The sequence below is a fragment of the Brucella tritici genome (assembly GCF_008932295.1).
In the GTDB taxonomy this organism is placed as follows: Bacteria; Pseudomonadota; Alphaproteobacteria; order Rhizobiales; family Rhizobiaceae; genus Brucella; species Brucella tritici.
The window spans coordinates 46,223-60,000 of the sequence record NZ_WBWA01000028.1 but is presented as its reverse complement, the minus strand read 5'-3'; the positions used below and the strand labels follow the sequence as shown (position 1 = coordinate 60,000).

Below are 13,778 nucleotides of genomic sequence, written 5' to 3'. Positions count from 1 at the left end.
TGCCGCGCTCGCCTATGGCATGTCGGAGACGATGCGCGAACAGCTCGTCAAGATGCTGGCAAGCGATGTCGACCTGCAATCGCGGTTGTCGCCGAGCGACCAGATCGACGCATTCTTCTCGCTGCCGGACGACCCCGACAAACCGGAAGCCGATTCGCAGCTTCTTTATATTTCGGCCAATTTCGGTGGAACAATCCGCAAATTCTATCGCTATCAGGCTCCGGACGGCAGCGTCGATTACTTCAATGGCGACGGTAAGAGTGCGAAGCAGTTCCTGCTCCGCAATCCGGTTCCCAATGGTGTCTTCCGCTCACCGTTCGGCATGCGCCGCCATCCGATCCTTGGCTATAGCCGCATGCATACCGGCGTGGACTGGGCCGCACCGCGCGGCACGCCGATCATCGCCTCCGGTAATGGTGTGGTGGAAAAGGCAGGCTGGACCAATGGATATGGTAACCAGACCCTGATTCGTCATGCCAATGGTTATGTAAGCAGCTATAGCCATCAAAATGCCATCGCCCGCGGCGTTACCGCCGGTGCGCGCGTGCGGCAGGGACAGGTGATCGGCTATGTAGGGTCGACGGGTCTTTCGACCGGTCCTCACCTTCACTACGAAATGATCGTGAACGGCACCAAGGTCGATCCGCTGCGCATTCGTCTGCCCGACAACAAGGCGCTTTCGGGCAAGGAACTCGAAGCCTTCAAGCAGGAACGAGATCGCATTGACACGCTTTTGAACAGCGATGAAAACGGCACCAAGCTTGCCTCGAACGGATCGACGAAGAGCTGATAAAAAGAACGGCCGGGGGAAACGCCCGGCCTTCTCTTTGAAATTACAGGAATGCTTATAGCAGGGTGATAAGATGCTAGCGCATCACGCCCTGAAAATACTCAATCGCCGCACGGGCTTAACCAAGCCTCGATGTGAAAAACTCATCGAGACTTGGAATTACTCGGTGAACTCGACCGTTACGCCAGCTTTCACCAGCTTTGCCAGCTCTTCCGCATCCCAGTTGGTCAATCGAACACAGCCATGACTTGACGTCTTGCCGATTCTCGATGGCTCGGGCGTACCGTGAATGCCATAGGTCGGCTTGGAAAGCGCAATCCAGACTGTTCCCACCGGCCCGTTCGGCCCAGGCGGAATGGTCAGCACTTTGTCGTTATTGCCCTGCTTGAAGTTGATCTTCGGATTGTAGGTATAGTTCGGGTTGATCGCTATACGCTCGACCTGAACAACGCCGGAAGGTGACGGATTGTCCGACGACCCAATGGTCGAGGGATAGGCAACGACGAGCTTGCCTGTTTCATCGTAGCCGCGAACCTGCTTGCGTCCCTTGTCGGCGATGATGCGGGCCACCTTGGTCCGGACAGGCTTGCCGAGATTGGGAATCTTAACAATCGAACCCGGCTGATTGAAGTTTACGCCGGGATTGATCTCTTTCAGATAGGCCTCGTCTATATGAAACTTTTCACCGAGCATTTCGGTGACCGATGTATAGGCCATCGCCGGTAGCTGCGCCTTATGGGCGTAATCTTCCGGAATGGAGGCAACATATTGCCGTCCCACATCCTCATTGGTGATTGTGTATTCGGTAAAGGCCGGACCGCCTGTCGCTTCCAGCTCCGCATTGACCGCCGCTTCATCCGTCGGGCTGATCGACTTTCCGGTCAGTTCGCCATAGGCGGCAGCCGCCTTGTCGACATTGCTACCCGAACGACCGTCAATGACGCCGGGCGAGCTACCTGCACGGTCGAGGAGTATTTGATAGGCTGCGATCTTCGCCTTTGCGCCCTGCCCCTTCGGCATTTCAATGGCCGGGGCCATGTCGCCTGGATTGGGAACACCTCTTGGCTGTTCATAACCCGGCTGGCCATAATCCTGCTGACCGTCATAACCGGGATTCGCACTGGCTGAATTGGTATTGGTATTGTCGGGATATTGATCGCCTGCCGGCGGCAATTCCGACCGCTGCACCTGTCCATCCCGGTTGCCACCATATTGCGGTGCCGCCGGAGCGTCCGGATAATAATTCGGGTCCTCGGGCACATTGCCGAAACCGTCATAAGGTGCACCACCGTCGACCGGTCCATCGAGCGTCCAGTTGTCGTCTGGCTGCGGTGCACGGCGAACCCGACGGTCATAGGCGTTCGGGTCATAATTATTGGCGTCCTCGACACTGAGGATGCGTCCGCGACGATCCATCGTAACGCGGCGGCCATACTGGTCGATAAAGACCCGCACCCGGCGATCATGATAGATTTCTTCACCCGGATCATAAAGCTGCGCAAGCTGCACCGGGCGTTCGGTAGCCGTTGCAGAATAGCCTTCCTCCGCGCGCGCTGTACCGTCGACAGCAGTTGCCGCAACGGAAGCAAACAAAGCGAAACGAAGCATGCGTGTGTAATGCGCCATGAAGAATGCCCTGGGTGATCGAGAGATCATGGATGCCGCTAATATGGTTAACAACTGATTAGAGCATTTCCAGCAAAAGTGCGAAGCGGTTTTGCGTCGGATAATGCGACGAAACAAATAGTTAGAGCAGTTCCTGCGACTCCGTTTTAGCTGAAACCGCTCTAGCTGATAGAGCAGATGCCAGATGAACTGGACATGAAGATGGCCGACATCGAAGGAAAGCCGGAAAACTTGTCAGGCCAGACATGAAAAAGGCGCCGCAACCTATCCGGTTGCGACGCCCAAAGCCTTCAACTCATGAACGTTCAGGCGTTCTCACCGACCTTCTGGCCTTCATCCTCAAGCGCACCGCGAATCGGACGGAAATTGAGCCTGTCCGAACCAGCGGTAATCTTGACGATAGAACCATCCAGAATATCGCCCAGAAGAATGCGCTCGGCGAGCGGATCCTGAACTTCCTTCTGGATGACACGCTTCAACGGACGTGCGCCATAGGCCGGGTCGTAACCCTTGTTGGCCAACCATTCGCGTGCATCCTCTTCCAGCTGCAGCACGATCTTGCGATCGGTCAGAAGCATCTGGAGACGCTGCATCTGGATATCGACAATCGCACCCATGTCTTCGCGGCGCAGCCGGTGGAACAGGATGATTTCATCGACACGATTCAGGAATTCCGGACGGAAGGCAGCCCGCACCACGCCCATCACTTCGTCACGAACCGACTCGACATCGTCCTTCTCGCCAAGATTGACGAGATACTCGGCGCCGAGATTCGAGGTCATGATGATGACCGTATTGCGGAAATCGACCGTACGGCCCTGCCCGTCAGTCAGGCGTCCGTCGTCCAGCACCTGCAACAACACGTTGAACACATCCGGATGCGCCTTTTCGATCTCATCGAACAGGATCACCTGATAAGGCCTGCGACGCACAGCTTCCGTCAGAACGCCACCTTCTTCGTAGCCGACATAGCCGGGAGGCGCGCCGATCAGCCGACTCACGGAATGCTTTTCCATGAACTCCGACATATCGATACGCACCATGGCCGTATCGTCTTGAAACAGGAATGAAGCGAGCGCCTTGGTCAGTTCCGTCTTGCCGACGCCCGTGGGGCCGAGGAAGATGAACGAGCCGATAGGCCGGTTGGGGTCCTGAAGCCCGGCGCGCGCACGGCGAACCGCCTTCGAGATAGCCTGAACCGCCTCGCCCTGTCCGACGACCCGCTTCGCGAGTTCGTCTTCCATACGCAGGAGTTTCTCACGCTCGCCTTCCAGCATCCGGTCGACCGGAATACCGGTCCAGCGCGAAATGATCTGCGCAACGTGGTCTGGCGTAACAGTCTCTTCAAGCAGAGAGCCCTTGTTTTCATGGCTTTCGGCTTCGACAAGCTGCTTTTCCAGTTGCGGAATCTTGCCATAGGCCAGTTCGCCTGCCTTCTGGAATTCACCGCTTCGCTGCGCGATGGCGAGAGCATTGCGTGCCTCTTCAAGCTGACGCTTGAGATCGGCGGCAAGTCCAAGCTTCTGCTTTTCAGACTGCCATTTCGACGTTAGTTCCGCCGATTCCTCTTCCAGATCGGTCAGTTCCTTTTCGAGGCGCTGGAAACGATCCTTGGAAGCGGCGTCGGTTTCAACCTTCAGCGCTTCGCGCTCGATCTTCAACTGCATGATGCGACGGTCGATTTCATCCAGCTCTTCCGGCTTGGAATCAACCTGCATGCGCAGGCGCGATGCTGCCTCATCGACAAGATCGATTGCCTTGTCGGGCAGGAAACGGTCGGTGATGTAACGGTTCGACAAGGTTGCCGCAGCAACCAAAGCCGAATCCGAAACGCGCACCTTGTGATGCTGCTCGTATTTTTCCTTCAGGCCACGCAGGATCGAGATCGTATCCTCGACTGTCGGTTCATCGACGAATACTGGCTGAAAGCGACGAGCAAGGGCTGCGTCCTTCTCGACATATTTCCGGTATTCTTCGAGCGTCGTCGCGCCGACGCAGTGCAATTCGCCGCGTGCAAGAGCAGGCTTCAAAAGGTTCGATGCATCCATGGCGCCATCGGATTTGCCTGCGCCGACAAGCGTGTGCATTTCATCGATGAAGAGGATGATCTGGCCAGCAGCCGTTTGCACTTCCGAAAGCACCGCTTTCAGACGTTCTTCGAACTCACCGCGATATTTGGCACCGGCAATCAGCGCGCCCATATCGAGCGCCATCAACTGCTTGTCCTTCAAGGATTCGGGCACATCGCCATTGACGATGCGAAGCGCCAGACCTTCCGCAATTGCGGTCTTGCCGACGCCTGGCTCGCCAATCAGAACCGGATTGTTCTTGGTGCGGCGCGACAGAACCTGAATCGTGCGGCGGATTTCCTCGTCGCGGCCGATCACGGGATCGAGCTTGCCTGCGCGCGCATCCTCGGTCAGATCGCGGGCATATTTCTTCAACGCATCATAATTGCTTTCAGCGGACGCCGAATCGGCGGTGCGGCCTTTGCGCATATCGTTTATGACCTTGTTGAGCGCCGTCGGGGTCACACCGGCAGCGGACAGAATTTCAGACGTCTTTGCGGATTTTTCCATCGCCAGCGCCGTCAGAAGGCGCTCGACGGTGACGAAGCTGTCACCGGCCTTGCTGGCAAGTTCCTCGGCAAGCGAGAAGACCTTGGCAAGCGGCTGCGATAAATAAAGCTGGTCGTTGCCACCCGACACTTTGGGCAGCTTTTCGAGCGCGTTCTGCAGGCCGATGCGCACATCGGCGATCCGGCCCCCTGCCCGTTCGATCAAGGATGAGGCAAGCCCTTCGTCATCATCGACGAGAACCTTCAACACGTGTTCCGGCGTGAATTGTTGATTGCCGGATGACAGTGCGAAAGTCTGGGCAGACTGGATAAAGCCCCGGACGCGTTCCGTATATTTTTCGATATTCATCATGTCTCCTTTGCCCTCCAGCCCGTCAAGCGGCACCGGAAGATGTATGGTGACGAAGCCCCCACACTGGGCGGGCTTCTTTCCAAGACAGCATATGGGACGATGGCCGGGGTTCGGCAAGGGTTACATGCACTTGCAAAACCAAATAAAAATGGCGCGGAAACCGCGCCATTTCTTTGATTTGATACAGAAGGACAATCAGGCGTCGGAATTCGCAGGTTCCGTCGCCGGCGTCTCGTCACCGCTATCCTTGGCGGCACGACGCGGGCGACCCGGACGGCGCGTGGCGCGACGTGGTGCGGCTTCTTCGGCAGATGCTGCATCGGCAGCAGGAGCGACTTCAACGACAGCGGGTGCTGCCTGCTCGGCCACGACTTCAACCGGAGCCGAAGCCTCTTCAGCCACCGGCTGAGCCTGCTTTTCCTGCGGCTGTTCATCCGAACGCTCGTCAGCGTTGAAGCGCTCACGCTGCGGACGGCGACCACGACCGAGACGACGATCACGATTATCGCGTTCGCGCGGCTGCTGGCGACCTTCGCCGGACTTTACCGGCTCGCCACCTTCTTCGCCGTAGACGACCTCGGCAGGGGTGCCTTCGATGACCGGCTGCGGGCCGGAACCGTTGACGGGCTGCGGCTGTGCTGCGACAGGCGTGAAACCTGCTTCCTCATCATCCGAACCGTCATCGTCGAAGGTTTCTTCGCGCTGGAACGGCACCGGATTCTGCGCCATGGCAGCCATGATGATGCGATTGTAATGTTCGGCGTGCTGAAGATAGTTTTCTGCCATCACGCGATCGCCAGATGCCTGTGCGTCCCGCGCAAGTGTCGAGTATTTTTCTGCAATATGTTGCGCATTGCCACGGATCTTCACATCCGGGCCATTGCTTTCGTAATTGCGCGACAGAGGATTGGGGCCCTTGCGGTTATTGTTGTTGTTATTATTGTTATTCCCCCGTCCGCGCATGCGCCTGTTCTGCTGTGCTGGCCTCATATTCATCTCTTTTCAGATTAAAGGGCGTAGAAACTCCACAGCCAAAAAAGCTGCCGGTTTCACGCTATCGAGCCATGGAGGAAGTACGCCCTAAAAACTTCCCACAAATCGACTGCTCCTGAGTTAGGTGCACCTCTATGGGTCACCGAAACTCCGCGGTTGCATTAATGCATAACCATTCCGAAAAGCCTTGCTCTTCGAGATTATGCTTGAAAGTCGTGTACTTCCGCACAAGCCATCCCCAAAGAACCCTCCGGGGAGCATGACCAAAAATCGTCATGGAGCATTTCCGCCACCGCCCATCAGCGGGCAAAACCATTCTGGCTGTATACGGTGGCCGGAAACTAAACGGCTTCGCCGCAAATTCCAAGTGTTTTTTAGCGGTTCGCCGCATCAAAATTACGTATTTGATTTGTGCGCGAAAAGCATGGCCCTTCTGTGGCCGCCAAGATCGCTCGCATCGCCTGCGAGAGAAAAACCTGCGCTTTCAAAAAGCGCCTCAACATCCTGGAATTGTCCGGCGCCGATCTCTACGGCAACCATTCCATCCTTATATAGGTGATCTGCTGCCTTCTGTGCAAGGGCTCTGTAGAAATTCAGTCCATCGGCGCCGCCATCAAGTGCGGCAAGCGGATCATGGTTGCGCACTTCGCGCGACAATTCCGCAATGTCTTCATGCGGAATATAGGGCGGGTTTGAGACGATAAGATGAAACAGCCCGCTCACATTCTGGAACCAGTCGCTTTTAAGTGCTGCAAAACGGTCGCTTACACCATTGGCGACAGCGTTGATTCGCGCCATCGCGAGCGCACCTTCGGCCATGTCGAGGCCAATGCCATGCGCGTGTTCGAAGCGATGGAGAAGCGAAATGACGATCGCGCCCGTTCCCGTGCCCATATCGAGAAGCTCAAGCACGCTGTTCTTTCCCGCAAGCGCCTCCAGTGCCGGAATAACCAGTTCCACCAGCACTTCCGTATCGGGGCGCGGTTCAAGCGTCGCGGCGGAGAGCCTGAAAGGCAAGCCGAAAAACTCGCGAACACCCATGATCCGGTGAACCGGTTCGCCCTTTTCACGGCGGTCGAGGGCATCGGAAAGCGTCTCGATGACAGCAGAATCCACCAATTGCTCCGGTTCAGATATCAGATCAAGACGGGTCTTGCCGGTGGCCCATTCGACCAGAAGCCGTGCATCGAGGTCTGGTGTATCCAGTCCTGCCGCACGAAGCCTCGTCCGTGCATCAGCCATCAGGCGGTCGAGACGCATTTCGCTCACCCTTAGAGCGCATCCCGAAAGTGTGAAACGGTTTTCGGAAAAGATGCGCGGTTCAAAACAAATATCTAGTGGTCTGCTTCCGACATTTGCGCCCCTCGGATATGAGCGCCGGGCAAATGTCGGAGTCAAAAAGACCACTAGTAACTTTATGAATCTAGTGGATTTTCCGAATTTGACCTTTGAAACGTGATTTATATCGGACGGATATCAAACGTCAAATTCAATCCACTAGAGCGCCGATCTGGCCAATCTGCTTGAATCAGATCGAAACGCGCGCTACTGCCCCAGTTCCGTCAGAAGTGCGGTCTGATGATCGGAAATCAGCGCATCAACCAATTCGTCCAGATCGCCTTCCATAACCCGGTCGAGCTTGTAGAGCGTCAGATTGATGCGATGATCGGTAACACGTCCCTGCGGGAAATTATAAGTGCGGATACGCTCGGATCGATCGCCCGAACCGACCTGGCTACGGCGCGATTCAGAGCGTTCGGTTTCTGCCTTCTGGCGCTCCATGTCGTAAAGGCGTGCCCGGAGAATCTGCATGGCGCGGGCGCGGTTCTGGTGCTGGGATTTTTCAGCCTGAACGACCATGATGCCGGTCGGGATGTGCGTAATGCGAACCGCCGAATCGGTCGTGTTCACGTGCTGGCCACCGGCGCCCGATGCCCGCATCGTATCGATGCGGATATCCTCATTACGGATCTCAATGTCAATATCCTCGGCTTCGGGCAAAACCGCGACGGTTGCCGCCGATGTATGGATGCGCCCGCCGGCTTCCGTTTCAGGCACACGCTGCACGCGGTGCACGCCTGATTCGAACTTGAGCTTGGAGAACACGCCCTTGCCGGATACGGTAGCAATGATTTCCTTGTAACCGCCAGCATCGCCTTCGCTGGCCGAGACCAGTTCGACCCGCCAGCCTTTTTCGGCGGCATAGCGCTCATACATGCGGAACAGGTCACCGGCGAACAGCGCCGCCTCCAGACCGCCCGTACCGGCCCGAATTTCCAGAATGGCGTTCTTCTCGTCGGCGGCATCCTTTGGCAGCAGCAAAATCTGGACTTCCTGCTCCAGCGTTTCGATGCGCTTTTCGACTTCCGGCAGTTCTTCGAGCGCCAGTGCGCGCATCTCCGCATCCGTGGAGGCATCGTCACGCATGGCTGCGAGATCAACCGCTTCCTTGCGGGCATCGGTCAGTTCGCGAATCTTGCCGACCACGTCCTGCAGTTCGGAATATTCCGATGCGAGCTTCACATAGGTTTCCGAATCCGGATTATTGGCCATCTGGCTTTCGATCATCGAGAACCGCTTAAAGAGCTGGTCCATCCGGTCCTGCGGCAATGCAATCATGTCATGTCCTAAAAATTGTCAGCGGCGGCAAGAATGCAAAACGAAACGCTGCGCAACCCTGCACCGCGACCGTTCAATCAGATCAATCTGCTTCGCTATAACGGAATATCGTTGTCTTCGGCAAATCTCATCAACAGTTCACGCAATGAATGCGCGCTGTTCGGCTTGTCCAGCTCTTCCGCCAACAAGGCCGTGAGCTTGCCCGCATCAAGCGCATCGAGCATGGCCTTGACGGGACCGATTGCTGCCGCCGACATTGAGATCGACCGAAACCCGATGCCGACCAGCGCCATGGCTGGAAGCGGCCTGCTGGCCATTTCACCGCATAGCGTAACCGATTTGCCGTGGCGATTGCCGGTTTCCACGATGAAGCGCAGTGCCCGCAGGAATGCGGGCGAAAGCTGATCGAAGCGACCAGACATCAGCGAGTTGCCACGATCCGTCGCCATCAAAAACTGGAAAAGATCATTCGAACCAACGGAGATGAAATCGACAAGCGACATCAGTTCCTCAAGCTGCCAAAGCAGCGACGGCACCTCGATCATTGCTCCCAGTTTCAGACACATGGGCAACTGATGGGCGAATCGCGATAAATGACGGACCTCACGATCGATGATCTCGCGTGCGGCCTTCACTTCGCTGACTTCCGTAATCATCGGCAGCAAGATTTTCAACTCGCGGCCGCCCGCCGCCTTCAAAAGCGCCCTTAGCTGGGTGCGCAGCAGCCCCGGACGGTCAAGCGTCAGACGGATGGCCCGCCAGCCGAGTGCCGGATTTTCTTCCTGTACGGTTGAACTGAAATAAGGGAGAACCTTGTCTCCGCCAATATCCAGCGTCCGGAAAGTCACCGGCTTGTCGCCTGCAGCCTCAATGACCGAGCGATAAAGACGTTCCTGCTGCTCGGCACGCGGGAATGTCGAGGCCACCATGAACTGAAGTTCGGTGCGAAACAGGCCGATCCCCGCCGCACCCGAAGCCGACAGTTGCGGCAGATCGACGAGAAGCCCCGCATTCATCAGAAGCGATATATCGACGCCATCCTTGGTGACGGACGGCTTGTCCCGCAACTCACGATAATGGGCCTGACGCCGCGCCCGGAACCGAACCTTTTCGGCGTAGGCCGTTTCCAGATCGGATTGCGGACGCAGATGCATGATGCCTTCATCGCCATCGACGATTGCCGCATCGTTGTTTTCGGCCATGGATACAATACCCTTGGCCTGGCCAACGACCGGAATGCCCATTGCTCGGGCCACGATCACAACATGGCTCGTGGCTGCGCCGTCTTCAAGAACGACACCGCGCAAACGCTCGCGCGGATAATCCAGAAGCTCGGCAGCCCCCATCGAACGGGCGACGATGATCGCGTCCTTGACCAGCGATTCGGCGATGGTCTTGATGTCGCGCCCCATGAGCTGGCGCAGCAGACGATTCGCGAGATCATCGAAATCCGACAGGCGCTCACGCATATAGGGGTCGGTCAGATGCACCATGCGCGCACGTGTGTCGCTCTGCACCTTTTCGACCGCCGCCTCGGCGGTCAGACCGTTGTGAATGGCTTCTTCCAGACGCCGCACCCAGCCGCGATCATGGGCAAACATGCGATAGGCTTCGAGCACTTCGCGATGCTCGCCCTCCGCCGCCACATCGCGGCGCGACAGCATGTCATCGATGGATATGCGCAGGCTGCCAAGCGCCTCGTCCAGCCGGTTCAGCTCTGCCTGACTATCCTCGTTGAAAAGATTGGTGACGACAATGCGCGGCTCATGCAGCACCACATGGCCAAGGCCGATACCGTCGTTGAAAGCCTGTCCTGTCACGCTCATCGGGCGACCGAGATCAAGCTCTATGCCGGGACGGGCCAGACGCAGCCCGTCACCGGTCGCGATGATTTCGGCAAGGACCATGGCGGTGGTTTCAAGTGCTTCGACCTCGTCTTCCCGATAAGCCCGCTTGGTCTTGTTCTGGACGACAAGAACGCCCAAAGTGCGGCCAGCACGCAGAACAGGAACGCCGAGGAAGGAATTATAGGCCTCTTCACCAGTTTCCGGCAGATAGGCGAAAGCCGGATGGCTTTGCGCATCGGTCAGATTGAGAGGACGGGCGCTCGCGGCAATCGTGCCAACCAGACCCTGACCGAGGCGAAGCTGGGCAAGGTGGACAGCCTGCGGATTGAGACCTTCAGTCGCGTAAAGCTCAAGGACGCCATCAGCGCGCAATATATAGAAGGAGCAGACTTCCGCGACCATATTCTGGGCGATTTCACGAACGATCCGGTCGAGGCGCGCCTGCGGTTCCAGCGGCTCTGCCATCAATTCGCGCAACCGCTTAAGCAGTACGCGGGGACCGGTTGTCAGCTCACGCATGATCGTCGGGGGCTCCTTCAAAATTGGTGACGTGCGTTCCGCCAGCCGATTCCCAATACCCGCCCGCGAAGCGTTACGCCAACCCCTTTGTGAGCATTTTTGACACCCGCGTCCAGAACAAATAGTCGCTGCTCGCAAAATGTTGCGGGGCCGCGCACCCTTTCGGCTGCGCGGCCCCGCATACAACTCTGTTTCAAACGGAAACTAAACCGGCTGATTACTTGTCGAGGCCATAGACCGCGTGCAGCGTGCGCACGGCCAGTTCTGCATAGGGGCCGTCGATCAGGATAGAAATCTTGATTTCAGACGTTGTGATGGCGCGAATGTTGATGCCTTTTTCGGCCAGTGCCTTGAAGGCGGTGGCGGCAACGCCAGCATGGCTGCGCATGCCGATGCCAATGACCGAAATCTTGGCAAGGCCGGTTTCGGACTGGATATTGTCGAAGCCGATCTCGCCCTTGACCTTGTCCAGCACCTTCAGGGCCTTGTCGATATCACCGGTTGGAATGGTGAAGGTCATATCGGTCTTGGAGCCGTCTTCCGACACGTTCTGCACGATCATGTCGACATTGATGTGCTCTTCAGCGAGCGGCCCGAAAATGGCTGCCGAAACGCCCGGCCGGTCGGCCACGCGCCGCAGCGAAATCTGAGCTTCATCCTTCGCAAAGGCGATACCTGTGACGACCTGCTGTTCCACGATTTCATCCTCGTCGCAAATAAGGGTTCCGGGCGGGTTGATCGGATCACCCATGCCCGGCGCATCTGGGTCCGTAAAGCTCGAGCGCACGAACGTGCGCACCTTGTGCACCATGGCGAGTTCAACCGAACGCACCTGCAGAACCTTGGCACCGAGCGATGCCATTTCCAGCATTTCCTCGAAGGAAATCTTCGAAAGACGCTTTGCCTTCGGCTCCACGCGCGGGTCGGTGGTGTAGACGCCATCGACATCCGTATAAATATCGCAGCGATCAGCCTTCACACCGGCAGCGATGGCGACGGCAGACGTATCCGAGCCGCCGCGCCCGAGCGTTGCCACGCGGTTGTCAGGACCAATGCCCTGGAAACCGGCAACAACGGCAACCTGTCCCATTTCCATGCGGCGGACGATTTCCGAGCCGTCGATGTCCTGAATACGGGCAGCGCCATGGGCATTGTCGGTCTTGATCGGGATCTGCCAGCCCTGCCACGAACGTGCGTCGACACCGATGGACTGAAGCGCAATCGCCAGAAGCCCGCTCGTTACCTGCTCGCCGGATGCGACGATGGTGTCATATTCGCGGGCATCATAAAAAGGCGAGCTTGCGCCGCAGACTTTCGGCATGTTCTGCACCCAGCCGACCAGTTCGTTGGTCTTGCCGGACATGGCCGAAACGACGACGGCAACCTGATTGCCCGCTTCGACCTCGCGTTTGACGTGGCGCGCCACATTATAGATGCGTTCCAGATCGGCTACCGAAGTGCCGCCGAATTTCATCACGATGCGCGCCATTTAAGGTTACGTCCCGCTGTTTAGAAAAATTACACTCTCACCTGCCCAAATCTTATATTGTTGCGACAGGCAAACCCGGGGTCACATAGCTAAAATGCCACGCTTCCGCAAGGCCGCGATTCGTATCGGGCCTCTTGAGAGCGAAATTGATTTGTTCCTTGACTTTGGAGTACTACCTTGAGAGCAGAACTGCACGCTTCCGCCGCTGGAGAATGAAATGACCGAGACCGCCCGCACCACCATCGACGCTTCGGAAATCGAGCATTTTTCGCGCATTGCCGCGGAATGGTGGAATCCGCAGGGCAAGTTCCGTCCCTTGCACAAGTTCAATCCGACGCGGCTTGCTTATATCAAGGAAAAGATCTGCGCCAAATTCAACCGTGATCCCAATGCGCCGCGCCCCTTCGAAGGTCTGCGCCTGCTCGATATCGGCTGCGGCGGCGGGCTTCTCTGCGAGCCTATGGCGCGCCTTGGCGCAACCGTCATCGGAGCGGATGCCTCCACGACAAATATCGAAGTGGCGAAAATCCACGCCGCGCAGAGCGGCGTCGAGGTCGACTACCGCGCCACGACAGCAGAAGCGCTGGCCGACGCCGGTGAGAAATTCGACGTCGTGCTTAACATGGAAGTGGTCGAACACGTTTCCGATGTGGACCTGTTCATGTCCGCGACCAGCGAAATGGTGAAGCCCGGCGGACTGATGTTCGTCGCCACGATCAACCGCACGCTGAAGGCTTACGGTCTGGCGATCATCGGCGCGGAATATGTCCTGCGCTGGCTGCCGCGCGGCACACATCAATATGAAAAGCTGGTCCGTCCGGAAGAACTGGAATCAGCACTTGCGAAAGGTGGCCTGCGCCTTATCGACAAGCTTGGCGTGACCTATAATCCGCTGGCCGACAGCTGGAGCCGCTCCCGCGACACCGATGTGAACTATATGGTGCTTGCCGAACGCCCCGCCTGAT

The 13,778-nt window shown here is 57.3% G+C and carries 9 protein-coding genes (1 of these 9 cut by a window edge); 2 read left to right on the top strand and 7 right to left on the bottom strand.

Annotated features, from left to right (window positions below; genetic code table 11):
• Positions 1 to 790, top strand: partial view of a M23 family metallopeptidase gene (locus F9K91_RS21345; protein ID WP_151555321.1) — the end only. The gene continues 1,166 nt to the left of window position 1, outside the view; only the last 790 of its 1,956 coding nucleotides appear in the window; its start codon lies beyond the left edge, outside the window; it ends in the stop codon at positions 788 to 790.
• A 159-nt stretch (positions 791 to 949) separates the two neighbouring features.
• On the opposite strand, the gene F9K91_RS21340 is transcribed toward F9K91_RS21345, so the two are convergent.
• From F9K91_RS21340 to F9K91_RS21310, 7 genes are all read right to left on the bottom strand, one after another.
• A complete protein-coding gene (locus tag F9K91_RS21340; protein ID WP_151555322.1) occupies positions 950 to 2,416 on the bottom strand; it encodes a L,D-transpeptidase in 1,467 nt (488 codons plus the stop codon).
• Between the two features lie 305 nt (positions 2,417 to 2,721).
• Positions 2,722 to 5,343 (bottom strand): ATP-dependent chaperone ClpB, encoded by a 2,622-nt coding sequence (gene clpB / locus F9K91_RS21335; protein ID WP_151555436.1) that lies wholly within the window; start codon positions 5,341 to 5,343, stop codon positions 2,722 to 2,724.
• 198 nt (positions 5,344 to 5,541) lie between these two features.
• Positions 5,542 to 6,336, bottom strand: a complete 795-nt coding sequence (locus F9K91_RS21330; RefSeq protein WP_151678671.1) for a DUF4167 domain-containing protein — start codon at positions 6,334 to 6,336, stop codon at positions 5,542 to 5,544.
• A gap of 399 nt (positions 6,337 to 6,735) precedes the next feature.
• Positions 6,736 to 7,599 carry a peptide chain release factor N(5)-glutamine methyltransferase gene (prmC, locus tag F9K91_RS21325; protein ID WP_235913336.1) on the bottom strand — a complete coding sequence of 288 codons (864 nt, stop codon included), beginning with the start codon at positions 7,597 to 7,599 and terminating at the stop codon, positions 6,736 to 6,738.
• A 285-nt stretch (positions 7,600 to 7,884) separates the two neighbouring features.
• Positions 7,885 to 8,958, bottom strand: a complete 1,074-nt coding sequence (prfA, locus tag F9K91_RS21320) for a peptide chain release factor 1 (protein ID WP_151678670.1) — start codon at positions 8,956 to 8,958, stop codon at positions 7,885 to 7,887.
• A 95-nt stretch (positions 8,959 to 9,053) separates the two neighbouring features.
• Positions 9,054 to 11,324, bottom strand: a complete 2,271-nt coding sequence (gene ptsP, locus F9K91_RS21315) for a phosphoenolpyruvate--protein phosphotransferase (RefSeq protein ID WP_061344453.1) — start codon at positions 11,322 to 11,324, stop codon at positions 9,054 to 9,056.
• A 217-nt stretch (positions 11,325 to 11,541) separates the two neighbouring features.
• Positions 11,542 to 12,813, bottom strand: coding sequence for an aspartate kinase (locus tag F9K91_RS21310; RefSeq protein ID WP_151555325.1), 1,272 nt, complete (start codon positions 12,811 to 12,813; stop codon positions 11,542 to 11,544).
• A gap of 217 nt (positions 12,814 to 13,030) precedes the next feature.
• On the opposite strand from F9K91_RS21310, the gene ubiG reads away from it, so the two are divergent.
• On the top strand, positions 13,031 to 13,777 hold the full coding sequence (gene ubiG / locus F9K91_RS21305; RefSeq protein WP_151555326.1) for a bifunctional 2-polyprenyl-6-hydroxyphenol methylase/3-demethylubiquinol 3-O-methyltransferase UbiG: 747 nt from the start codon (positions 13,031 to 13,033) through the stop codon (positions 13,775 to 13,777).
• Position 13,778 lies beyond the last annotated feature (1 nt).

Bases quoted from the DNA above. Each gene is read 5' to 3' on its own strand.
- F9K91_RS21340 (WP_151555322.1), bottom strand. From the start codon at position 2,416: ATGGCGCATTACACACGCATGCTTCGTTTCGCTTTGTTTGCTTCCGTT.
- clpB (WP_151555436.1), bottom strand. From the start codon at position 5,343: ATGAATATCGAAAAATATACGGAACGCGTCCGGGGCTTTATCCAGTCT.
- F9K91_RS21330 (WP_151678671.1), bottom strand. From the start codon at position 6,336: ATGAGGCCAGCACAGCAGAACAGGCGCATGCGCGGACGGGGGAATAAC.
- prmC (WP_235913336.1), bottom strand. From the start codon at position 7,599: ATGCGTCTCGACCGCCTGATGGCTGATGCACGGACGAGGCTTCGTGCG.
- prfA (WP_151678670.1), bottom strand. From the start codon at position 8,958: ATGATTGCATTGCCGCAGGACCGGATGGACCAGCTCTTTAAGCGGTTC.
- ptsP (WP_061344453.1), bottom strand. From the start codon at position 11,324: ATGCGTGAGCTGACAACCGGTCCCCGCGTACTGCTTAAGCGGTTGCGC.
- F9K91_RS21310 (WP_151555325.1), bottom strand. From the start codon at position 12,813: ATGGCGCGCATCGTGATGAAATTCGGCGGCACTTCGGTAGCCGATCTG.
- ubiG (WP_151555326.1), top strand. From the start codon at position 13,031: ATGACCGAGACCGCCCGCACCACCATCGACGCTTCGGAAATCGAGCAT.